General features: G+C 43.2%; 15 protein-coding genes. 10 read left to right on the top strand and 5 right to left on the bottom strand.

Translation table 11 applies throughout. The annotated features are described in order from the left end of the window. Positions 1–52 precede the first annotated feature (52 nt). Positions 53–2557, bottom strand: a complete 2505-nt coding sequence (locus EAG18_RS01960) for a zinc-dependent metalloprotease (protein WP_125250732.1) — start codon at positions 2555–2557, stop codon at positions 53–55. Positions 2558–2819: 262 nt separating this feature from the next. Here EAG18_RS01960 and EAG18_RS01955 point away from each other — a divergent pair, with 262 nt between their 5' ends. From EAG18_RS01955 to EAG18_RS01925, 7 genes are all read left to right on the top strand, one after another. Continuing rightward, the gene (locus tag EAG18_RS01955; RefSeq protein WP_125250731.1) at positions 2820–4061 is read left to right on the top strand and encodes an HlyD family efflux transporter periplasmic adaptor subunit; all 1242 of its coding nucleotides are present in this window, start codon (positions 2820–2822) and stop codon (positions 4059–4061) included. Between the two features lie 10 nt (positions 4062–4071). Next, positions 4072–4776, top strand: a complete 705-nt coding sequence (locus tag EAG18_RS01950) for an ABC transporter ATP-binding protein (protein ID WP_125250832.1) — start codon at positions 4072–4074, stop codon at positions 4774–4776. Between the two features lie 10 nt (positions 4777–4786). After that, complete coding sequence (locus EAG18_RS01945) at positions 4787–7174, top strand: ABC transporter permease (protein WP_125250730.1); 2388 nt, start codon at positions 4787–4789, stop codon at positions 7172–7174. Beyond that, positions 7174–9558 carry an ABC transporter permease gene (locus EAG18_RS01940; protein WP_125250729.1) on the top strand — a complete coding sequence of 795 codons (2385 nt, stop codon included), beginning with the start codon at positions 7174–7176 and terminating at the stop codon, positions 9556–9558. Before EAG18_RS01945 ends, EAG18_RS01940 begins: the two co-directional genes overlap by 1 nt. A 237-nt stretch (positions 9559–9795) precedes the next feature. Beyond that, positions 9796–10965, top strand: coding sequence for an efflux RND transporter periplasmic adaptor subunit (locus EAG18_RS01935; RefSeq protein ID WP_125250728.1), 1170 nt, complete (start codon positions 9796–9798; stop codon positions 10963–10965). A gap of 15 nt (positions 10966–10980) precedes the next feature. Further along, positions 10981–14136, top strand: coding sequence for an efflux RND transporter permease subunit (locus EAG18_RS01930; protein ID WP_125250727.1), 3156 nt, complete (start codon positions 10981–10983; stop codon positions 14134–14136). A 152-nt stretch (positions 14137–14288) separates the two neighbouring features. Next, positions 14289–16352, top strand: coding sequence for a S9 family peptidase (locus EAG18_RS01925; protein WP_125250726.1), 2064 nt, complete (start codon positions 14289–14291; stop codon positions 16350–16352). A 123-nt stretch (positions 16353–16475) separates the two neighbouring features. Here EAG18_RS01925 and EAG18_RS01920 read toward each other — a convergent pair whose 3' ends face one another. Beyond that, positions 16476–16949, bottom strand: coding sequence for a Dps family protein (locus tag EAG18_RS01920; protein ID WP_125250725.1), 474 nt, complete (start codon positions 16947–16949; stop codon positions 16476–16478). 372 nt (positions 16950–17321) lie between these two features. On the opposite strand from EAG18_RS01920, the gene EAG18_RS01915 reads away from it, so the two are divergent. Beyond that, positions 17322–17531 carry a hypothetical protein gene (locus EAG18_RS01915; RefSeq protein ID WP_125250724.1) on the top strand — a complete coding sequence of 70 codons (210 nt, stop codon included), beginning with the start codon at positions 17322–17324 and terminating at the stop codon, positions 17529–17531. On the opposite strand, the gene EAG18_RS01910 is transcribed toward EAG18_RS01915, so the two are convergent. Together EAG18_RS01910 and EAG18_RS01905 are read right to left on the bottom strand one after the other, a co-directional pair. Continuing rightward, complete coding sequence (locus tag EAG18_RS01910; RefSeq protein WP_125250723.1) at positions 17528–18169, bottom strand: alpha/beta fold hydrolase; 642 nt, start codon at positions 18167–18169, stop codon at positions 17528–17530. The two genes, EAG18_RS01915 and EAG18_RS01910, sit on opposite strands and share 4 nt — an antisense overlap. 75 nt (positions 18170–18244) lie before the next feature. Beyond that, complete coding sequence (locus tag EAG18_RS01905) at positions 18245–19405, bottom strand: porin (protein WP_125250722.1); 1161 nt, start codon at positions 19403–19405, stop codon at positions 18245–18247. An 84-nt stretch (positions 19406–19489) separates the two neighbouring features. On the opposite strand from EAG18_RS01905, the gene EAG18_RS01900 reads away from it, so the two are divergent. Beyond that, entirely contained in the window at positions 19490–21373 is a 1884-nt protein-coding gene (locus EAG18_RS01900; RefSeq protein ID WP_125250721.1) for a methyl-accepting chemotaxis protein, read from the top strand. A 644-nt stretch (positions 21374–22017) separates the two neighbouring features. Beyond that, positions 22018–22962 (top strand): ribosome biogenesis GTPase YlqF, encoded by a 945-nt coding sequence (gene ylqF, locus EAG18_RS01895; protein ID WP_125250720.1) that lies wholly within the window; start codon positions 22018–22020, stop codon positions 22960–22962. Here the strand turns inward: ylqF and EAG18_RS01890 are convergent. After that, a complete protein-coding gene (locus tag EAG18_RS01890) occupies positions 22959–24368 on the bottom strand; it encodes a sensor domain-containing diguanylate cyclase (protein WP_125250719.1) in 1410 nt (469 codons plus the stop codon). The two genes, ylqF and EAG18_RS01890, sit on opposite strands and share 4 nt — an antisense overlap. Positions 24369–25355 lie beyond the last annotated feature (987 nt).

Below are 25355 nucleotides of genomic sequence, written 5' to 3'. Positions count from 1 at the left end.
TAGCAAAATAAGAGCGTGGCAATCGCCACGCTCATTTCGCCCTAAATCGCTATTACACTTCTAACGCTTTAGTGATTAAGCGATCAAGATACGCTTTGTGTGCTTTCGTCGCTTGATCAGCGCCCCATGAGGTGTCCTTGTCCAAAATAAGTTGCAACTGATATAGCGCAGCTGATTTTGCCAAATTGTCGTACTTACTCGCTTTCGTTAGACCTGCAACTTGAATAAGTCGATTTACATACTCAATTTGTAGGTTGCGGCTGAGTGTTGTTGCATGCTTGTCAGCAACAAAAATAGCAGCACTAAGATCATTTAAAAACTCGTTAAGGCTATACTGGTTACCGTAGTAGGCAGAGTCACTGATGCGCTGTAACACGTTTGCGTGCAGCACTTGATCAAGCACTGACTTTTGCATACCTAGTACCATTTTATGCACTTTTGGATCTTCGTTCTTACCGTAGTGATTAAAACCGCGACGCTGAGCCTGCATATAGTTGTATAATGGCTGCATGTTTTTTAGCACGTTAGGTGCAAACACCATGTCTTTTAACGCCGCCATTGCTGCTYTTTGACGCGCTTGTGGCACTGGCATGAATGGCTTAGTGTCATTCTCAGTACCAACTACTTGACGTTCAACATATACCCCACCAATTTGACGAGAGATAACTCGAGCTTGGCCGCTGTACTGGCTAAACAAAATGTTAGCTGAGGTTAATAGTTGCTGATGTGACTGGCCTGAGACTCTCGCTTTATCTTTTAGCTCAGTGAATAGTTGGTTGATCAGTGTCATACGATCTACACCATACGTCACAGGGTCTGATGATAGATCCCCAATCATGACTCGAGGGTCTATATGACGTCCAGGTGCACGCATATCGTCAGCATCATTACCAAAAGCGAGGGCATGTTCACCAGAGCGAGATAGAATCTTTTCAAGACGTAGCTGTTCTTGCGCTTCATCTTGTAGTGCAGGGCTATAACCAAACTCTATCGCCCAATTATCATATGGACCTGGTTTCGTTTGGAAAATATCACCTTGCTTCATTCCCACAGGCGCGATGTTTGCTGGTGCATAGTCCATCACCGAGCCCGTTAACACCCCTTGTGTTTTTGATGCGTCATGGATCTCTTTTGGTCCCCATAAAATCGAAGACTTCATATTGTGATTGAGTCCTAAGGTGTGGCCAACTTCATGTAGAATGAGTTGTACTAGACCTTGACGTAGCATCTCTTTACGCTCAATGTCTGCGCCTGTTGCAAGACTGGCTGTCATTAATTGGCCTTGCATCTCATGCCCTAAAGAGCAGTGTAGGGCATGATGCTCGGGATCTGCGCTTTGACTTGCTTGTCCCTGTGAGTACAGAGAATCGTAGATCCAGCGGTTACGCATGAAGACATATTCTAACATGATGTCTGAGCCAAGGATTTGGCCTGTTAGTGGGTGTGCAGTGGCAGGTCCATAACCGCCAAATGGTGGGCGAGGAGAGGAAGTCCAGCGCAACACATTATAATTGATGTCTCCTGCATCCCAGTCAGCGTCATCAGGTTGTACTTTTACGACAATAGCATTTTTAAAACCAATTTTTTCAAACGCACTATTCCAAGCCAATACCCCTTCTCGAACAGTATCTCGCCACTCAAGTGGTGTGGTATTTTCTATCCACCATACAATCGGCTCTACTGGTTCTGAAAGCGCTGCATTTGGGTCTTTTTTCACGAGATCCCAACGTTTGATCACATCTTTGTAAGGCGTCCAATCTGGAGATGTTTGCACATCAAATTGATTGGTGAAATACCCGATACGGGCATCATCGTAACGCGGTTGATAGTCATTCTCTGGCAATGCAACAAAACTGTGCTGAACTTTTAATGTCACAAAACGAGGGTCAGTAATGGCATTTGAACCTCTGACTTTAGGCTCTGGGTTGCTAAATACATAGTCGACGACGATATCTAGATTATTACTGTAAGGACGGTGTTTTACGATCCGTGATTTCTTCGCATCTAACTTTCCTAGTGCGAACCGTTTACTGGCATTTTTATCGTTAGCACGTTTCCACGGAGAAACTTTATGAAGAGACTCGCTTAAAAATAGCTTGTCAGCTTTAAATAAAATTTTATCGTCTTCTGCTTTTTCAATCTTAATGCTCGCCAATACTGCTTCACTGATATTCGCATCACTAGCGTTAGCAATGGCTGAGTTATCATCAAAGACAAAACGAGGAGTTTTACTGATGATATCAATGCGATCAAAATGTCTTCTAAACTCAATCAGCTTAGTTTCGCGGTAACCACCACGGTAGTGACCGGCATCTGTGACGCCATCAACGGTATGTGCAAAATATAGAAATGGGGTATTGAGCTGAGACGCATTCAGCTGCATCAGGTATTCACCTGTTTTGTTGTCTTGATAAAGTGGAAATAACGCATCGATACTGGTTTTGTTTTCAATCAGCGAGGCGATGGTTTTCTCTTCTTCTTTTTTGTCTTTTTTAGCGAAGCTAGGCGCGCTGGCAAATGTCAGAGCGAGCGCAATACTCAATGCTGTTTTTCTCATGTTGTTAGACCAAAAATTATAAAAATTTGAGTGTACCTAAAACATTTTGTGATGTCAGAAACTCTAGTCCAAATGAATGTAACAAAAGATAAATCGCCCTGTAATCAACACAACAAATCCGCTCCGATTCCGAAATAGGTGATACGATATCGGAGATTACACTAGACCTTGAGTTATAGTTTTAATTTAAGTTTTTGATATATATGGGTATTATTTTTTGGCACAGTTTTCGCTCCTAACAGATGGTCTGTAAGGAGGGAAAATGGATTTAGTTAAACCAGCAAAGCCTAAGAAAACCAAATTTTATGTCATCGCGAGTGTTGTGGTGAGCATCATCATGTGTCTTGTTGTGTGGCAGTTGCTTGGCTCTAAGCATCATATAGCCCGTAGTGAGGTGCTTATTGCACAGGTGCAACAAGGGCCACTGAATTTATCGGTGGATAGCTTTGGGAAGTTACGTAGTGCGCAGCAGCACTTACTAAATGCACAAACTGCCGCCATTGTAAAAGCGCTCTACCATAAAGCTGGTGCGGTTGTGGAGGCGGGCGAAGCCATTGTTGAATTAACTAGTCCAGATCTTGATCTGCAAGTACAACAAGCGATGCAAGCATTGCGTCAATCTAAAACAGGGTATGAGCAGCTAGCGCTCTCACAACAAAGAGAATTGCTCAATGAACAAACTCTGTTGATGCAAAAACAAGGAGCGTTAAAAACCTTGATACTGCGCCACCGAGCGGAGCGAGACTTGGCCCTGCAGGGGATTATTTCGGCACTGACGTTTGCCCAAACACAAACCAGCTTGAGCACCTTAGAGCATGAGATCACCATGCTAGAAAAGCGTTCACAGCAACTGGAAGCGCTACATACTTCAGCGCTTGCGTTAGCGAATGAAGAAATTGCCATTCGTGAGCAGGAATTACAAAACCTATTGGACAAACAGAAGCAGCTTGTTATTCGAGCAAGTACTTCTGGCATGATAGAGCGGATGCCTTTGGCGCTAGGACAGCGAGTCAATGTTGGTGATATGGTGGCGCTTATCGGGTCAAATCAATCGCTTGTCGCTGTATTATCTGTCCCGCAATCGCAAGTACGCTGGATTGAAACAGGCCAAGTCGTCACGGTAAAAATGCAAAACGATAGGGTAAAGGGCAATGTTATTCGCATTGACCCTGTGGTGACAGATAACACAGTGGAAGTCGAAGTAAGTTTGCCCAATAATTTGCCAAAACAAGCGCGTGCGCAGCTGAGTATTTCAGCGAGCATTGCCATTAAGCACATCAAAGACGCAATCTATGTGCAGCGACCAGCTAATGCCAAAGACAATCAAACTCACACGTTGTTCAAGCTAACCGGTAAACACACCGCTCACCCAGTGCCAGTCCAATTTGGTACTTCAACAGGAAAATATATTGTTATAGATTCTGGCGTCTCAGCTGGAAGCGAACTTATCATTTCTGATCTAGCACACCTTGCTAGCTTAGGTGAAACGATCTCATTAAATTAGGAATATCATGATGATAGTGCTAAAAAATATAAATAAAGTATTCGAAACTGAAGAACTTCAAACACATGCACTGAGAAACATCTCACTGGTCGTTGACCAAGGTGATTTTATTTCGATTTCTGGCCCTTCTGGATGTGGTAAATCGACGCTACTTTCAATTATGGGTTTAATTGAGCGCGCAACCAGCGGAGTATATTCCATCGGCGGTCACGATGTGACGTCATTAACACTCGATCAGGCTGCTGAACTACGTAATGAGCATATTGGCTTTGTATTTCAGTCTTTTAATCTCATTGATGAAATATCGGTGTTCGACAATGTGGCATTGCCGCTAAAGTATCGGAGCAAGAAACTCACTAAGTCAGAAATAAAACAAAGCGTTGAGTCTTGTTTGCAAAAAGTTGGCTTGTCACACCGAGCGCAGCATACCCCAAATCAGCTTTCAGGTGGCCAGCAACAACGTGTAGCGATAGCGCGTGCGCTGGTAACTGAGCCAACGATTTTACTTGTCGATGAACCCACAGGTAACTTGGACTCAAAAAGCGGCGATCAAGTGATGCAGTTAATTGCTGAGTTACACCAGCAGGGCACCACAATATGTATGGTGACTCACGATCCCCGTTATGCCGATATGGCCCCTAAGCAGGTGAAGTTGTTTGACGGTGAACTGTTAGGTACCGTCGCATCAACACAGCCCCTAGATCAGAGTGCCTAGCGAGGGTGATATGAAACTAAAAAATTTATCTCAGTTAGGGGTATATCATGTTGGGGTGATAACCACATTGAGCTGTGTGTTTATGGTTATGTTAGTGGCAATGGCGATGTTACATAGTTTGTACTTGTCTCCGTTGCCATACCCAGACTCTGAACGCATCGTTAAGCTGGAATATCCGATGTTTGATGAAAAAGGTGATGAAAGCAGCGAAGCTTTTAATTATCCCTCTTTGATGCACTTATACGAGCATAAGCCAGAGTCAATTGAGCAACTTGCATTGGTACACTACGGCGAGCAGTTATTAACTTCGCATGCACACATGCCACGTGTAGAAACTGCTTATGTATCACCAGAGTGGTTTAACATTTTTGATATGCCATTGGCATTAGGACGCGCGATAACGGAGCCTGCAACCCAAAGCAATCCAGTTGCGGTGTTGAGTTTTGAAGCGTGGCAGACACACTTTAACGGCGATCCTAATATTCTCAATACAACCGTCAAGCTTGATGAGCAACAATTTACCATTGTAGGTGTGGTGGCACAGGATTTTACAGAACCTAACTTAAAAATGTTGTCCCACCGAACAGCAGTATGGTTACCTTGGCAATACAATTTAACCTCAGAAGAGGCTAAGCCTTATTGGTGGAATCGTTACCCATTAAATTTGATGGTGGGAAAGTTGGCACCCACGACAACACACCAAGAGGTTTCACTTTCTCTTTCAAATGAAATGAATACGTTATGGCAAAGCAAGGTGAGTGAAAGTGAATACTTTGCGGGGTGGAGTATCGGAGTCAGGGCGGTACCATTGAAAACCATAATGCTTGGTAAATCTCCTATTTTGTTGGTTGGTATATTTGCCGCATCGCTCGGTCTACTCGCCATTGCACTGCTGAATATTTGTAATTTGTATTTGGCGAGACTCAGCCAGATCCAGCGAAAATTAGCTATTCAAGCTGTTGTTGGTGCCAAGGTAAAAGACATTGCATGGTCACAATGGCTGCCATTATTAAAGCTGTGTTTTGGCTCTGTGGTGATAGCCATAATTGTGGGCTATTTTCTGTGTGAGTTGCTACAGCAACAATTACTTGGTCTGTTACCACAAGCACAACTGATAACACTAACATGGCAAAGCGTTGCGGCGCTGTGCATGGTGGCGTTACTAACAAGTGGTTTGCTGCTAGGTGGTGGTATGTCTGCGATACGTTATCAGCGGTTGGCGAAAGTACTAAAGCAAAGTGGTAAAGGAAGCGCTGTGGTAGTCAGCAAGCGCGTACAAACATTAATGGCCATCAGCCAGCTCAGCCTTTCTGTCATGTTGATTTTCTTTTGTTTGCAAGTGGGGCTGTCCGCATTGAGTCACTTACAGCAGTCCTACGCGGTGGACTTAGAAAATAAGTATGAAATGGTATTGTATGCGCCAGACAGTATGTCCGCATCTGAATACCAACAGGTAATGCACCAAGCCAGTGAGGCATTAGCCAATTCACCTGAAGTTACAGCTGTTAGTCGTAGTCGCTCACCTATAGAGTTAGGTTCAGGAACTTGGTCACTCCAAGAGGTGACTACGCTTGAACGTGTGCATCCTGTTGGGCGGGTTATTGATAGTCAATACTTCGAATTTTTCTCGTTAGAATTATTAGAAGGGCGGTTTTTTGATAGTGAAGAGGTGCGCAGCGGTGAGCAACAACTCATCATTAATAAAACCTTTGCAGAGCAACTTGGTGGACAAGAGCAGGCACTTGGAAAGTTTCTCAGTTTCAATATTACAGATGACAGCGCCGCTTTTGAAATAATTGGCATCGTCGCTGATTTAGTCGAACCCGGAAAGCCACTGCAACCACATGTCTACAACGCGGTACTTGGCCAAAATAATATACTATTACAGACTACTATCCCGGTGAACAAAGCACACTTTTCAGCATTGCTAGCGCAAGTACACCCAGCTTTAAAAATATTTAGCTTTAAGTCTTTGGCTAAGCAGCGAGAGCAATATTTATTAACTGACACATTAGTAACCTATGGTGCACTGTTTCTATTTTCGTTGGTATTGCTTTTGGTTGTGGTCGGTTTAGCTGGTGTTTATCGCTATGGACAGTCGCTCAGGTCTACTTATTACGCTACAAAGATGGTAGTAGGGGCTAAATTTCAAGACTTACGAATAGAAGTGCTGTATACCCATGTACAACATCTCGGTGTTGCACTTTGTATCGCGTTAGCTGGGGTTTTTTTGTTGTCTTGGTATTTTCAACAGCCCTTTTCTGTTGTCGACTTCATACTCGCTTCGATTGGCATCGTTATTACATCTAGCGTGTGCTTACTTACCTCGTTGCAACGTTTGCTGCGCATGCCTTTGAGTGTGCTCATAGATCAGTCTACCGCGATCAAGGAGGTGTAATGAAATATTGGCATGCACAACTCAGTCGAGCCAAACTTAACGTGGTTTTGGTCATCTTATTGAGCTTATCTTTTGCTGCGTTAATGATGAGCGTTGCGCTATCGTGGCACGCATATCAGCCTTTGCCCTACCCGCAAAGTGACAAGCTGATGTGGCTGCGTTCAGACATGGTAGATGACGAGCAAAAAGTGGTCATGGCGCAAGCGATGTCTACGCCCGTCGCATGGCAATTGGCACAGGATAAACAGGTTTTTGAACAGGCCTCTGCGGTATTTTACAGCCAAGGGCTACTTCGAGGAGCGCTCGTTGAGCCCAAGGTATCGACCACTTATGTGCATCAAGAGTTTTTCTCCTTATTTGACATGTCGCTTAAACGAGGGCGGTGGTTTTCTCAATCAGATACATTAGGCGAAACGTTGAATGAAGCTGTGGTTAGCGAATGCTTTGCCCAGCAGCATTTATCCGGTGATGCGCTGATTGGTCAAACACTACAACTAGATGAGCGATATTTCACTATTGTAGGCGTTGCCGCGTGTGATGACCAAGAGCCTCAGTTATTTCAGTCTAATCAAGGTAGTGATGTTTTTCTGCCTTTTGCTTTGGCCATAGGGGAAGGTATCTCTGATCTGGATCATTTAGCAGTAAGAAGTGAGGTGTTTCTTGTTGGTCGAGTGCCAAAGAGTAAGGACGTTGAGCTACACCTTGCTGTGCAACAGGCAAACCTACAAAGCGCATTTAAGCAGGCGCAAATTCAGCAAGGATTACCAGGACGGGTTGAGCTTGTATTTGCTTTACAGCCATTGGTGAATAAACTCAAAGGCCAGTTAAAAAAGACAATGCACTGGCTGACGTTTGCTAGTGTCGCGTTATTGTTGATTACTTTAGTGAATACTTTTTCGCTATACCTTTTAGATTTTAAATCAAAGCAAACACAACTGGCGCTAGCGATCACAATGGGTGCCAAGCGCACTGACTTAAAGCGAGCACAATGGTGTTATATCGCGTTTATATTTTTACTGTCATCAGCGATTGCAGCGATGATAGCGCAAGGGGGACTTGGACTATTTCGCGTTTGGACACAAGCGAGCTTGGCTCATGTGACATGGTTATCTGTACCATGGTGGAGCATTCTGAGTGTTATCGCTTTTAGTCAGCTATGTGCATGGGTGTTTGTGTCATTGGCATTATCGCAAGTTTCATTTCGAGATATTCGTAGTCAACTCAGTGGCTCGGGCAAAGGACAAACCAAGCAATTACCAAACTGGGTTGGCCAGACTTTACTTGGTACACAAATGGGCATTGGCGCCATTACGATGGGGCTAGCATTTTGGCTGCTGAGTTATTTTGGTGGCCAATTACTTACCCATAGTGGTTTTAACGCTGAATCACTTTATTTTGTTGAGCTACAGCAAAGTGACTATGCTCGGAACGATGACGCTATCCAAGCGAGATATAACCAAGCAAAGATCAATTTAGCAGCGTTAAATAATCACCCAGATATAGACAGTGCAGCGCTAGCAGCTGTCATTCCTCATGAATTTGTATTTTTAGAGCCATTAAGTCGCGGTGACGATGGTACTAATATGATAACGGCTTATTTACAGCTTATTGGTGAAAACTATTTTGTCACTACGGGTCAACGTTTTATTGCCGGTGGTGGGTTTAATCAAGATGACTTGAGTACAACAGATACTGGACAAAAGGTGATCATCAACCAAAAGCTAGCACAGGTGTTGGAGCTCAATAGCAATGATGTTGGCACGACGCTATACGACAGGCATCAGCGTCCGATAAAACTAGTCGGTATCGTTGAGAATACCTTCAGTCATAGTTTACAAGTGCAACCAGTTGCCTACCTGCCATTTAACTTTATTAATGGCAATATTATCGTGCGCGCAAAAGCGAATGCTTCGCTGGAATTAAACACGATAACTGAGCTTTATAAGGCACATAACCCAAGCCAGTCTATCTTGAGACTCGTAGACATAAAGGCGCGCATGCAGCAACTGAACAAATCCGCTATGTTGAGTTTTTGGGCAGGGTTAGCGATAGCCGTGGTAATGCTGTTTCAAGTCGTTGCGGGTATGTATGGCTTAATTGGGTATTTAGCTATTCTTAGTGCGCCTGTTTTTTCGATTAAATGTTTAGTCGGAGCCAAAGTCAGGGATATTTTAGTTGAGCAATGTAAAGTGCGTGCATATTTGATAATACCAGTGATGATCTGCGCATACATACTGTCTTTAGCTATAGGTCGCGCGTTTGGTATTTTAACTGCGCAGCTATGGATCTACATGATAGTTGCGTGCGTATTTACCAGTTGTATTATTTTTATACTTGAACTTTATCATGTTTCTCAACAAGCAAACCCCAAAGAACCCCAGTAGTTTGTAACTAGAACAGAAACTTTTTGTTATGAAATCTGCAATAGTGATACGAAATATTGGCGCTGTAGGTAACTTGGAGCTTGATGCTAATTGTTTGAAATAAATAAACAATACTCCAGGTTTCAGGCGCATTGATAGGAGGTGTGGGGAAGGTGTAACAGATTCTTACAAATGTCACATCCGAGAACGCGCTAAACTTGTTACTATACGGTCAGGAAATTATCAATAGGTACTGTCATGCAAGCTAAAACTCTAAAATGGATTCTACCCTTTACCGTGCTTATAGCCGGTGTTGTCGGCTTTAATGTCGTCAATGCGGTTGCTAAAAGTGAGCCTGAGAAACAAGAAGTTGATTCTCGTCCTGTTGTTGAAGTGGAAACCTTAGCCGCGCAAGATCATCAAGTGGTGATACAGAGCTATGGGGAAGTCAAACCGCTTGAAAGCACTCAACTGTCTATCCAGGTATCGGGAGAAGTAGAATACTGGCATCCGAGCTTTGTCGAGGGTGGTATAGTGCAAAAGGGCGAAGTGCTATTGCGAATTGAGCAAGATAATTATGAGGCTGCGGTACTCCAAGCGGAAGCTGAATTGGCACGAGCAGAAGCGCAGTTAATTGAAGAGCAAGCGCAAGCGGATGTTGCCGCAGATGAAGCGAGACGATTTCCAACCAAAAAACATACCGACCTATTTTTACGCAAGCCCCAAGTGATGAGTGCAAAGGCGTCAGTTAAATCAGCCAAAGCAGCACTACAACGCGCTAGAAGAGATCTTGAAAATTGCGAAGTTATTGCCCCTTATAATGCGTTGGTGGTGAATAAGCAGGTGGGCCTTGGCCAGTTTGTTTCTATGGGCAGCTCGGTTGGCATTTTAAATAATATTGAAACAGCGGAAGTTATTATTCCGATCGCGGGGTTTGATTCCGTATTTTTACCTGAGCGTGTATCTGGACTGGCAGCAACAGTTTATCAGCGAGGTGCTAATGCTTTTAGCCGTGAAGCTGTTATAGACAGAGACTTGGGCACGGTTGATCAGCAGACACGGATGAATAACTTAGTGGTGCGTATTGAAGACCCTTATGGGCTAACAACTGGTCAGCCAGCAGTGAAGTACGGCACTTATGTACAGGTTAGCTTTGCAGGTAAAACATTAAAGCAAATCTACCGTCTACCTCAAGAAATCGTGAATAATCAATCCGTTTGGTTGCTTAATCAAGACAACCAACTTGAGCCTCGAAAGGTGCAGGTGATCCGCGAAGAGGGTAAGTTTTTCTTGATTGGTGATGGCATTACGAGTCGCGACAAAGTAGTTATGACACCACCAGAGTACCCGCAAAAGGGCATGGAAGTAAAAGTAGCAGGCACGGATCAGTCAGCAAAGCCAAGTAGTAGTCAGCCGGAAAAGCTGTAACAGCAAGGAGCGACCATGAGTGATATAGAAAAAGCACCGCAGCGCGGGATTATTGCTTACTTTGCGAATAACCCAGTAGCAGCGAATTTGTTGATGGTTTTTATACTGATAATGGGCTTTATCAGTTACATGACTATTCAAAGGCAAATGTTTCCCAACTTCGAAATTAACTATGTGACGGTGTCAGCTGTTTATCCAGGCGCTTCTCCTCAAGAAATTGAGGAAGGTATCCTAGTTAAGATTGAGGAAGCATTAAAAGACGTTACCGAAATTAAAAAAGGGGTGTACCGTGCTGCTCGTGGTAGCGGTAGTGCGCAGCTAGAGATCTACAAAGATGAAGACCTCACCGAGGTTGAAGATAAAATTCGCTCTAGAGTCAACAGTATTGCGACTTTCCCTGCATCTATGGAGCCCGCTCAAGTACAGTTGGTGGAGTTTCGTCAAGATGTTGTGAATGTTGCCCTTGCTGGTAATTTGCCATTAAATGCGCTTAAGCCAATAGCGAAAGAGATTGAGGACGAGCTATTAGAGATCCCAACTATTTCCCTAGTTGACCGCTCAACACCTAACTACGAGATTGGCATTGAAGTGGACCCTGATGCGCTGCGTCGTTATAACTTAACTATCAGTGATGTGAGCAATGCTATACGTCGTTACTCAACTAACATTTCGGCTGGGCAAATTAGAACAGACTCCGGCATTATTGCGGTGCGTGTGGAAAACCAAATGTACCGTGGTAATGAATTTAGAAATATCCCCGTTAAAGTTGGCGATAATGGCGCGAAGATTTACCTGCAAGACATTGCAGAAATCAAAGATGGTCTTACCGAAGGCGAGTACTACTTTCGATTAAATGGTGAGAATGCCGTGTTCTTGTCGGTAAAAGCGACTAAAGACCAAAATATGATCCCAATCGCGCAAGCGGTACATAAATACATAGAAGAAAAAAACCAAACCTTACCTTCAGGTCTACGTCTTGAACCTATTGTGGATATGACGTACTACCTTAACGCACGATTAGAAATGATGAAGAGCAATATGCTGCAAGGTGCCCTGCTGGTTGCCATTATGTTGACACTTTTCTTGCGCTTCAAGTTGGCCCTTTGGGTGATGATTGGTTTACCTGTGTGTTTCTTAGGGGCGTTTTTGTTTATGCCAGCCCTTGGGATCAGTATCAATATTATCTCTTTGTTTGCCTTTATTATGGTACTGGGTATTGTGGTGGACGATGCTATTGTCATAGGTGAATCCGCCTATTCAGAGATCGAGCGCAAAGGTCACAGTGTAAAGAATGTGGTGATTGGTGCTAAGCGCGTAGCGACTCCAGCAACGTTCGGCGTATTGACGACGATTGCGGTGTTTGCGCCTATGCTGTTTTCTTCAGGCCCTGAAAGCGCATTTTTTAAATCAATTTCAGGCGTGATTATATTATGTTTGATATTCAGTTTAATAGAATCTAAGTGGATCTTACCTGCGCATATCGCCCACACTAAGATTAAGCCAATGCGTGCCAACAGCCGCCGCGCTGCGTTTAACAAAAAGTTTTTTGCCTTTGTAAATGGGCCTTATAAACGTTTTATTGAGCGTTGTGTTGAGTGGCGCTGGACTGTACTGCTGAGCTTTGTTGCGATGTTGGTGTTCAGCTTAAGTTTGGTGACTTCAAACCTTGTGCGCTTTATTCCCTTCCCGAAAGTGCCTGAAGACTATCCGAAAATAGAAATCACCATGAACGATAATGTGTCGGATGAACAAACGATTGCAGCAATGCAGGCAATTGAGTTGATGGTACGTAACGTGGATAAAGAGATTGTTCAAGAGTTTGGCCAAGGCATTATCAAAGATGTATACGCTTGGAACCAAAGTCGAACTAAGGGCTCGGTACTTGCGACATTAGTTGAAGAGGATCTTAGACCATTTACAGCCTTTGAGTTAGCACGTCGTTGGCGTGAAGCGATGCCAGAAATTACCGCAGTAAAATCAATCATTGTATACGATAGTGTTGGTGAGCAAAGCGGTGGCGAAGGCGAATTTGGTTATCGCCTACTCGGCTCTGATATAGATACGCTCAATGCGGCTGGCAGACAGCTGATAGCCATGCTGCAACAACAACCTGGGCTATTTGATATTAGCTCAAGTATTGACCCTGCAAGCAAGGAAGTGCAAATAGCATTGAAGCCAGTTGCCTATGAATTAGGCTTACAACTTTCAGATGTTGCCATTCAAGTAGGCAATAGCTTCTATGGTGGTGAGGCGCAGCGCGTGATCCGTGACGGTGAAGAAATTAAAGTGATGGTACGTTACCCAGAGCTTGACCGAAGGGCACTTGCTTCACTCAAGCGCACTATCATTACCACCGCACAAGGTAAAGAAGTCATGCTTGGTGACGTAGTCGAATTTATTGAAAAGCCAGGGATCAACTATATTCGTCGTGAAGATGGGTTTAGAACCGTTTATGTTTACGGCAGTATTGATGAAGAGCTGATCGAGCCTGATGCTGTGGTGAAGAATATTGAAGACAACATTTTACCTGATCTGCTCAAACAGTTCCCTGGTGTGAAAACCAAATTGGGTGGCTCTGTTGAAGAGCGCCAAGCGCAGACCAGTGAGCAAATCCTCTTCTTCGCCGCGGGTATGCTGATGGTATATATCCTCTTAGCTGTGCCGCTGAAAAGTTACGCACAGCCACTGATCGTAATGTCGGTTATCCCATTTAGTTTAGTCGGTGCGCTATGGGGGCATTTAATCTTTGGCTTAGATATGAGTACCATGTCGATGTTTGGCTTGGTTGCAGCCGCAGGGGTTGTTATTAACGACTCCTTGGTAATGACAGATTATATTAACCAAGCTCGTGCAGAAGGTGTGCGGATCAAAGAGGCGGTAGTTGAGGCCGGCTGTGCTCGCTTTAGGGCTATCACCCTCACATCCATCACGACCTTTGCTGGTGTGATGCCCATCATCTTTGAAACAAGCTTGCAGGCGCGCTTTGTGATCCCAATGGCTGTTTCACTAGGGTTTGCGGTGTTATTTGCAACGCTGATAACACTGGTGTTAGTACCTGCTTTGTATCTTATCTTGGCCGATGTACAAGCTGCGGGTGCTCGTCTAAAAGGAAAAATCAGACGTAAGCCGCTGACAGATGATGAACCACTAGACGAAGTTGAGATCCAGTAATTCAGTATTATTATTAGTCATTCAACAGGCCGAGCCATATAGCTCGGCCTTTTTGTTTACGCCTTATGTCTGCCTTGGAATTGCTTGGAGAATTAAGCTGATTGATATTACACTGGCAAAAAATGATAGAAATTTAGGATGAACACTAGGTGATGGATAAAACACAACCTCTAGCCAAAAAGTTACCAAAATCTTTGCTACATCATGATCATGAACGTATCGATAATTACTACTGGATGCGGGATGATGAGCGTAAAAATGACGAAGTGTTGGCGCATTTAAATGCGGAAAATGCCCACTGTGATGCACTAATGGCACCGCACCAAACATTACAGTCACAGCTATTTGAAGAAATGAAAGGACGTATAGTAAAAGATGATAGCTCAGTGCCCTCAAAAGATGGCAGTTACTGGTATGTCAGTGAAGTGAATGGTGATGAGGAATATGCCAAGCACTATCGCGCGTCGCAAGAAGATCTGTCAGATAAAATCTTATTGCTTGATGTCAATCAGCTAGCACAAGGCAACGAGTTTTATGATGTCGGAGATATTACCGTAAGCCCACATGAACAGCTGCTAGCCTATAGTGAAGACACTGATGGCCGCCGCATCTATACAATTAAGTTTTTGGATCTTACTACCAATACACTACTTCCTGATGTACTGCATAACACAGAAGGTCAGGTAGTGTGGGCTAACGATAATAAGACACTGTTTTACGTTAAAAAAGATGAGCAAACATTACTGGGATTCCAAGTATATCGTCACGTACTGGGCACACCGCAAAGCGATGATATTTTAGTATTTGAAGAGCAAGACCGCCAATTTTATATGGGGCTAGGTAAAAGCCGAGATGACAGTGCGATCTTCATTTATCTTGCTGCTACAGAAACCAGCGATCAGCTTATATTAGATGCGAATGACCCAATGGGAGAGTTTAAAACGCTACTCCCAAGAGTGGAGGGTCATGAGTATGGCCTTGAAAAGATGGGAGAGTTTTATTATATCCTGACAAATAAAGCGGCTAAAAACTTTCGCTTAATGCGTGCCACTGAGCAAACTATCGCGGATATGGAGCAGTGGGAAGAGGTGGTAGCACATAGAGAGCATGTCTTATTAGAGGGACTAGAGTTATTTAATAGCCACTTTGTTCTGACCGAGCGCGAGCAAGGGCAAATTCGCTTTGTTGTACATGACTATCAGGGGCAGAGTTATCATCTTAGCTTTGATGATGCTTGTTATTACGCAACGATCGGAAGTAACCCTGAACCCAGTGCAACCAGCGTTCGTATCCATTACTCAAGCATGACAACGCCTAGCTCTGTGTATGATTGCAACCTAACAAGCGGTAAAAAAACATTAAAAAAACAACAACAGGTGCTAGGTGATTTTAAACCAGAGTATTATCACTCTGAGCGCTTACATATTACTGCTAGAGACGGTGTAAAAGTCCCGGTATCCTTGGTTTATCGTAAAGATAAGTTTCAACAAGATGGCAGTAACCCTTTGCTGCAATATGGCTACGGTTCTTATGGGATCACGATAGACCCGAACTTTTCAAGTCAGATTTTAAGTTTGTTAGACAGAGGTTTTGTTTATGCGATTGCACATATACGTGGCTCTGAAATGCTAGGTCGCCAGTGGTATGAGCAAGGCAAAAAAGCGCATAAACAAAATACCTTCAACGACTTTATTGACGTAACTAAGGCATTGGTTGAGCAAGGTTATGGTGATAAAGACAAGGTATTCGCATCTGGTGGTAGCGCTGGTGGTTTATTGATGGGGGCAATTGCAAATCAAGCGCCAGAACTCTATCTCGGCTTAGGCTGTCATGTGCCGTTTTTAGATGTGTTAACTACCATGTTGGATGAATCTATTCCCCTGACCACGAATGAATATGACGAATGGGGTAACCCGAACTTCCAAGCGGATTATCAGACGATATTGGCTTACTCACCCTATGACAACATCGAGGCAAAAGCTTATCCTCATATTCTGGTTACTACAGGCCTTCATGATTCACAAGTACAGTATTGGGAGCCGATGAAGTGGGTAGCCAAGCTTAGGGAATATAAAACGGACGATAACTTGCTATTGTTTAAAACGGATATGGAAGCAGGGCATGGCGGAGCTTCTGGGCGATTTAAAAGCTTGCATGAACGTGCTTTAGAAATGGCATTTTTTATAAGTTTGCTGGACACACATAGCCAAGCTTAATTGCTCATATAGTATCACGGCCAAACTCGCTTTTACCCAAAGGCTAAGCGAGTTTGGTCGCAGTCAGTTATACCGCTAGGTAATGGCGTATTTAAAGAATGAATGCTCTTTCAAGCAAATGGGCTAGTTTAAATACGCTTTTAGCATCCAAACCAACTTTTCTTGCTCTTTGATATAGTCGCTCATGAGCGCTGCGGTTCCTTCGTCTTCAGCATCACCTGCTTGGGCTAAGATCTCACGCTGCATGGCGATGAGTGTTGTGTAACCTTTAAGTAGAGTCTCAAGCGCTTGTGTACCGTCGCTGATCCCTTTGGCTTCGCTAATTTTGCTGGTTTCTAAGTAATCTGAGAACGCATGTAGTGGATTTCCTTCAATCGTTAAAATACGTTCAGCAATTTCATCTACTTTTTCCAGAAGTAATGTATAGATTTCTTCGAATTTTAGGTGTAGTTCAAAGAACTCACGACCTTTGATGTTCCAATGAAAGCCTCGCGCATTCATGTATTGAATTTGATAGCTACTCAGTAGTGTATTCAAAGCAGTAACTAGAGCTTGGCTTTTGTCTTTGTCTAAACCGATAGAATTAATGTTTGTCATGCGATGCTCCTTGTTGATTTACAGTCAGTATGGCGCAACCGTGATGAATTGCCCAATGATTAAAATCAAACCATTTAATCTAAAAAATCAATCGTTATCATGAAAACACATCAAATATTAATACAAGATGACCTGTATCAGATCGTTAGAAAATAGCGAAAAAGTGGCGCCACCGTTGGGGAATAAAGTTTGCCAACTTTTTCCTGAAATCGACAAGGTTGAATAAAATTTGATCCAAAACAAAACGTAAAGCCGCTAGGTCTTTTGGCGGTTTTAAAATTGATTTAGGTCAAAATATCAACGAAGTAGAAGCGCATAATCAGGTCATCAAGGCACACAAAGTAGCGTGTCTAACTACTTGAGGAAATGAGTATGAAAGGCAAAACAACATCCGAACACAAAATGGAAATCGTCGTCGTCGTTATCGCTTTAGTGGCTTTTGTAGTTGGTCTGGTTGGTCACTTGGCAGGTGCAAGTATTGCGAATTCTGATACCTTTGGTTACATCGCTGCGCCGGTTCCATTAGTCGTTGGGTTGATTGCATTTATTGCATATAAAGTGGCTGCAAGCGCAGAGCACTAGGGGTTTTTCAGTAAATCGCATATATAATCCATGACTGCGCGAGAATAAATTAGGCTGGTGTGGCTGAGGTGAAATACTTTATGTTCAGCCATACCATTGAGTTTAGTTTCTTCTAGCAGCACAGTGCCGTCTGATTGACTGCCTTTTTGTAGCAATGGCATTAGCCCGATGGGCAAGTCTCCGGCAATACTGTAAAGCTTGGCGTTAAATGGCCAATCTTGGTTACGAGACAACAAAAACTCCACACTGTTTTTTAACAGTAACTCTAGGCCTTTGTCGTGCATATGCTTGGCAATGGCACTACCCTTGTGTGGTGTCCCCAACGTCACCACTTTTTTTACCTGTGTACTTGCCACTGAATTGCGCTCTAAATAAGCACGGGCGACCAAGCCTCCCATCGAGTGACAAACTAACGCCGCTGGGCGGTTACCAATAAAGTCGTCTATCGCCTTGCAGATCTTGTCGAGATTGGGGGTTAAGGTGTTGTAACTCAAGTTTAAGATACGATAGCCAGATCTTTCCAAGCGTGCGCTAAGGGGCTTCATTACAAAGCCTGACATATACAATCCGTGCAACACAACAACACATTGTATTTGTTGTGTTGCGACGTTTTCTAAAGGAATGGGAGAGTGACGCATGTTGCTCCTGAAAACGTGAATACCCCGAGGTTTGGCTTAAGTGTATCACTCTCACTTGAATACTTGATGACTTGGTTATTCAAATTGCCACTCTTGTTTGTAATCATACCGAAAGCCAATAGAGATTGAATCCATATCTTCTTGATTATCATAAGACTTATTCAAATATTCAAGGTGAACTCTCAGTGGTGCTGTGGGAAGCCACTCCAATGTGATGTTGTAACCGTCAAAACTTTGATTGAGCGGATCGAATTGGTAGTAACCATCATCAAAATTAAAGTAACCAGTTTTTAGCTTGTAATGCTTTGATAGTTGATACGCCAAGGAAACATCAAAGGTATGCCCTTGCCTTGAAGCAAGAGAGCTATTGCGCTCATACTCTTTATCTTGATAAGCCACAGCAGCGTATAAATCAGGCGTGAATTGATAAGCAAGTGCACCAGACCACAAGCGGTTTTCACCGATATGCAGTTCGTTGTCATATACATCATTATGCTGATAGGTAATAGCAGCATGTAGCCCTGCTTGGTCGTAACTTAATCCGGTATTAAATAAGTCGCTTTGATTGTCTCCCTTGTCGCCGTTAAACTGCCCTGCCGCAATGAACGTCACTGGGCCAAAGTGATAGCGATAGGTTACGAGGTTGTCGACGAAAAAAATACTCTCAGGGTCGTAAGCGAAAGGGCTGCTAGCATGGTTAAAAATATCAACATACTCAGCGATAAATAAATACTGCGCAGGTCGTTGTTTGCCAATTCCAAAGCGTCCAAATGGCGTACCCAATGCGGTATAGGCACGTCTAGATTTACCGAAGTTTCCTTCATTTGCCAGATCTATTCCCCATTCACCATGAAGCTCAGCTTGCCAACCAGGCATAAATTCATGTGTTACCTTAATTCCAGCGTGAGACAGCGCGTCGCGGACATCCCAGTTGCTCTCGTCATCTTCATTGATCAATCCAAATGTTGGTCTGATTGTGGCGTAGGTACTGAGTGTAGTTTTTGGTAAGGCTGTGGTCGCTTGGGAGGACTGCTGTGCTGGAGGTGGTGTTATGACAGGTTCGGGCTGAGTTACTTTTTCCTGTGCCATAAACCGTGCTTTGAGATCAGCAAGCTGGCGTTCGAGGTTGTGAATGTCGGCCATGGTGACGGGTTGCTCAGCAGCCTGTAATGTTGTTGGAGTCAACAAACAGGCAATGCTTATAAGTGCGGTTGAGGTCGTTAAAGTAAAATTCATTGTTTTTACATCTCTCAGTTGCCAATAATCGAATTATAGACAACACTTTCGATATTCGAGCACTTTTTGTTCAGGCTGTTGAATATGAAGATCCGCACTAAGTTTTCTGTGGCTTCCGCCGTTGTGATCTTGCTAATTATCTCTGTCACTACCCTTTCTACTTACTGGTTTGTCAGTGAGTCGGTAAAAGCTAAAACTCACGCTTATGTAACTGACAGTACAAAGCTGTTGGCAATCAGCATTGAAAACTGGCTCGCGGGTAAAGCTAACCAGATTAATGTAATAAAGAGTCAACTTGAACAAAACTTTAGTGAAGAGCACTTTCAGCAAGCCTTGAACACGCCCATATTCAAAAGCGAATTTTTACTTGCCTTTGGGACATTAGCAACCGAAGAGGGGTTAAGGTCTAACAATCCCGCGCGCAAAAACCCTCCAGGCGTTGACTTTAGAGAACGTGCTTGGTATCAGCTGGGTAAAAACCAAAATAAAACAGTATACACTAGCCCTTACACTGACGCGGCAACGGGAGAGCTGTTGCTGTCTGTGGTATCGCCCATCATGGCTGCTGGTCGATTTAAAGGTGTGATTGGTGGAGATTTAAGCCTTAAAACGATAGCAAGTAGTGTCAATCAGGTGAACTTTGACGACACTGGATATGCTTTTTTGGTCGACCGTGCAGGCCGAGTGATTTCACATCAGGATGTTGATTTTAACGGTAAAAAGATAGAGCAGGTTTATTCAAATCTGCGTCTATCCGGCATCGGTGAGTTGCAAGAAGTGGATACCAAAGATGGCAGTCGGCTTTTTTACTTACAGCCATTAGATAATACCTATGGAACCGATTGGTACCTTGCGGTACTTATCGATAAAGCAAAAGCATACAAGACATTAACGGAAATCACCCTGAATTCATTTATTATTGCTATTTTAGCAGTATTTATTGGTGTGATATGTGTTAGAACGCTGGCGATACATTTACTTAAACCACTCCATGACTTAGAGGCAGCAATCACAGGCATGGCGAGTGGAGGGGGCGATTTAACTCAGCGCTTGAGGATAGTTAATGAAGATGAATGTGGTGTAGTGGCACAGCAGTTTAATGTATTTTTAGGTTCTTTACATGGGCTAGTGAGCCGAGTGAAAGAGCGTGCTGATGATGTTGTACTTAGTAGCGATGCAGCAAAAGAGTTGGCGACACATTCATCGAGCCGGTTGGATAAGCAAGTGAGTCTAATTGAAAGTCTAGCAACGGCAATGAATGAAATGAGCACCACTTCTACGGAAATTGCGGGTAATGCGCAGCAGGCAGCAAGTTCCATTACTTCGGTTAATGAAAAAACTTCCGAGGGGCGGGAGATCTTCTTCCAAGCCCGAGGTCAAATTAATGCGCTAGCAGATGATATCACCGCATCTTATGAGCTCAGCACGCAACTTGCAGAGTATAGTCAGAGTATTGAAAATATTTTGTCGGTTATCAACGGGATCGCAGAGCAGACTAATTTGTTGGCATTAAATGCTGCAATTGAAGCTGCACGAGCGGGTGAGCAAGGGCGTGGATTTGCTGTCGTAGCAGATGAAGTACGTTCTTTGGCATCAAAAACTCAGGAATCAACGACAGAAATTAAGTCGATGATAGACCAAATCCAGGTGTCATCAACGCAAGTTCAGCAGGCAATGGGTAGTAGTCGTGATAAAACTCAGCTATGCGTGTCGCAAACAGAACAAGCCACGCAGATGCTGGAAGAAATCTCAGAAGCCGTGAAAGAATTGATGGATCGTAATATTCAAATCGCCACCGCCATTGAAGAGCAAAGCGTAGTGATAGAAGAAATAAATAAAAACACAATACATATCAACGATATTAGTGTTGAAGTTGGTAGCTTTGCAGACAAACAGTACAGCGCCAGCGAAGAGCTTGCTAAAAATGCCCATGAGCAAGAAACGCTACTGTCGAAGTTCACGTTGTGATTTTATCATTACAACATAGCGTAAAGCGTTTGTAGGTCGATCATCCCTGTGATGCTTGACCTTTTTACTTGGTCAATCGGTAAAAAGGTCGCCGACTCGAACGCAATGTGTCTAGCTGGTAGGAGGCTTTGGTTTCTTGCATGGGAGTCGTGTTCGAAGAGCAAATAATCATCGTGAGTATTAATCTCCAGACAACCGCCCAAGCTAGATAAATAAGCGCTTCATAACTATCGTATATAAAACTAACATGCTTAAAATCTGCACTATAGCGCGATATATGTTCAATTAGTGCTAGGGAGCATATAATGAATGTATATAATTACACCCAGTGAAATAATCCATCAAAGCTAGTGAGCTTTACTTTAGTTGCACTCGCGTCTTCGTAATTAACAATTTTTGATAAACACTTTTGGTATACATCACGAGTTATACAGAATTAACTCGTCATTACCCCAATTCTTCTACTTTATAGTAGAATAGGAGCTTTAGTGATGAGGTACTGCTGCTGTATTAAAAGCGTTTAGTACCCTATGTTGATCCGAAGTGCTGCGGCTGTCAGATGCAAATCGCACATCAAGGCGGTGAGTTGGGCGCAACGTATTCAATATATGAGCTTTTAAAGTTAATTAATACAGGTGGTAAAAATGGCAATACAGTGGTTCCCAGGACATATGAATAAAGCGCGCAATGAGATTAAAGAAATCATGCCGCAGATGGACGTCATTATTGAAGTGCTGGATGCCCGTATTCCATATAGTAGTGAAAACCCGATGGTGAGCCAGTTACGTGGTGATAAGCCTGTTATCAAAATCATGAATAAAGCAGATCTAGCCGACCCTGAATTAACCAAGCAGTGGATGGAGTACTTTGAGCGTGAGAGTGGCGTAAAAGCGCTGGCGTTTGGTCATGACAAGGCGAATGAAGTGCAGCGCATTAATGCGCTTTGCAAAAAGCTTGCGCCCCATAAAGTCGGTCAAGACAAGCAGCTAAAAGCGATGATAATGGGTATTCCAAATGTGGGTAAGTCAACGCTTATCAATACCCTTGCCGGTCGAATTGTTGCAAAAACGGGTAATGAACCTGCAGTAACCAAAGCGCAACAGCGAATTAAACTTGAAGACGGTATTATGCTGTACGATACGCCTGGGATGCTATGGCCAAAAGTGGAAAATGAAAATTCAGGCTATCGTTTGGCAGCGACAGGCGCTATTCGTGATACAGCGATTAATTATGAAGAGGTGGCAAGTTACACTGCTGAGTACTTATTAACTGCATACCCTGAGCTATTGAAGCTGCGCTACAAACTGGATGAATTGCCTGATTGTGATTGGACATTTATCGAGATGGCGGGTCGTAAGCGAGGCTGTGTTAAGGGCGGAAATCAGGTAGATACTCACAAAATGTCAGAGATCCTTATTAATGAGTTGCGCGATGCCGTTATCGGCAGGATCACCATGGAAACACCAGAAATGCGTGAGTCAGAAGAACAAATGGTCGCTGAATTGAGAGCTCAAGCAGAGGCCAAAAAGGCTGCTCGCGAAGAAGAGAAGCGTCAGCGCCGCGTGAGGGCTCGAAAAAATCGCCGCTAAGCGGCGAATTTGGTTTGATTTCGACCTTGCTTAGCTTGATAAAGCGCGGCATCAGCGCGCTTTATAAAACCATCTTCCGATTCATCAATGTGATATTGTGCAACGCCAATACTAACAGTGACTTTTACCTCACACTCAGCTCTCTCCAGAGCGATATGAATTTTCTCAGCTACCGCAATTCCTTCATCTAACGTCGTTTTTGGCAGCAAAACCATAAACTCTTCACCACCCCAACGACACAATAAGCCGTTGTTTTCTATTTGGCGTTTACACGCTGTTGCGAAACATTGCAGTACTCTATCACCGACAACATGACCATGCTGGTCGTTAACTTGCTTAAAATGGTCGATATCCATCATCAGCATAACAACGGGGGTTGATTGGTTTCTGGATTTCGCAAGGTGATGTTGTAGTTGTGGCTCGAAAGCTTGGCGATTAAAGGTGTCTGTGAGTTTGTCGTATTTAGCCATTTTCTCTAAGCGCTTTTGGTAATGGTTAAATGTTAAGTGTGCAACAACCAGTATAAATATCGTAACAAAACTACCGACCCATAAATTCGTAGTAAGAATGTCATCTATACCGTTGGATTTATCAACTTTCTGCTCAACAATTAAATGCCATCCAATAGAATCCAAGTAACGCGAATGGATAAATTTTGTATGGCTTTGCGACTCAATGATAAATTGATATTCAGATTGTTTAAGTAATGTTGTCGCTTGTGATGGGAAACGGTCATGAATGCTGGTGCCAGACAACACAGTATCATCAAAAAATAGTACTCTACCTTTATGATCGATAAAGTAGAACTTACGCTCATAAGTGTTTTCATACTGCGTGATTAAGTGATGTAAATCAGCCAACAACACACCCACTCCGACAATACCTAGCACCTCATCGTCAAGTTCTATTTTGTGATTAACGTAGACGATAGCTTCACTATTATCCCTTGGGTCAATGTCTACATTGAGAGAATAGGGGGAGTCACTGTGAAGACTCTCGCGGTACCAGTCATTTTGTTTTTCACGAATATCTAATTGCTCTGTTGAGCCATTCGCATGATAGTAAGTAAGGCGTTTATCATCGACCAAAAAGCTGGTGCTGGCTTGGTGCAGTTCGCGGGTGTCAGCAAGGTAAGTGAAGATGAGATCTGAGTTACGTTGCTCAGATTGCAGCCACTGTCTAATAAATACATTGTTCGCCATTTGCTGAGATACAATGATTGGTGCTTGCAAACGTTTTTGTAAATCTAAATCGACGAGGTGACTGGTAAGCGGTAGAGCGTCATCGCTAATCCCGTGATAAAGAGACTGTTTTGCATGCTCAATACTGATCCAGCTTGTAAAAATGAAGCCTACCAACAGTAGCAAACTTAACAACATATTGTAACGATAGCGTCTGGCGTTCATATTATTGTTATTTTTGGAAAAGTAGCATGATACGAGCTTGGCTAACAGAAAGCGATTACACGCTATTACAGCTTAATTTGAAGTAGAGGGATTAAGCGTGAGTGAGAAATAAAAAAGCCCTGAGCAGGGCTTTTTAAGTTCATATCTACCGTCACCGATATGAGCAATGTAGCAAGTAATGGTTGCCAGTGACACACATCAAGGGGCGTTGTAGCGCATCACCGACAACACGATTCAGGGTCGAATCAGCAAGAGTATGAGCTCTTGTTGAGATTGATTATCAATTAGATTTACTCAAACGTCAATATCTTTTTGAAAATAATTCTCATTATCGATTTTTTGGGGGGAAGTGAGTGACAAACCTTAGGTTCGGATAAGGAATCCTCTTATATTAATCAGTTTTGATATTTGCTCATTTTGAAGACGTAAATCTGACGCTAACTGTGCTAAAAATTTTTTATTTATGACAACTTAATAGCAAAATTTTTGCCTTGCTTAAAAGTGAACTTAACCCAGCTAGCGCTGCTATACAGGTATTAATTATCTGCAGATAAGGTTAGCTAGAGTGAAGGGTTATAATATCTTGGATTTAGGGCATAAAAAAAGCCCTGAGCAGGGCTTTTTAAGTTCATATCTACCGTCACCGATATGAGCAATGTAGCAAGTAAATTGTGAGAATGGACTTAGTCAGCTTTAGGGGCGACCGAGTTAAGTTCATTCAAGCCATTAACGTTGGCAATCCGTGTTTCAGGGTCGAGAAACAAACTAGAGTACTATTGCCAAATTAGGAGTACATCGGGTGGATGGTTAATAGATACCATCAACACATCTAACTAAGTTGGCTAAACAACACGCTTCCGTCTTGTTGATATTGATTATCAGTTAGATTTGGTGGTGAGTCAATAGTTTTTTGAAAATAATTCTCATTAATATCTTTGTGATGTGTAGAGTGTGCATTTAATACTGTTGGGGGTCTACTACAGATGT

It is taken from the genome of Pseudoalteromonas sp. J010 (genome assembly GCF_003934235.1).
Classification (GTDB): domain Bacteria; phylum Pseudomonadota; class Gammaproteobacteria; order Enterobacterales; family Alteromonadaceae; genus Pseudoalteromonas; species Pseudoalteromonas peptidolytica.
The sequence above is the reverse complement of the archived record's forward strand: the minus strand, read 5'-3'. Positions and strand labels throughout refer to the sequence as shown.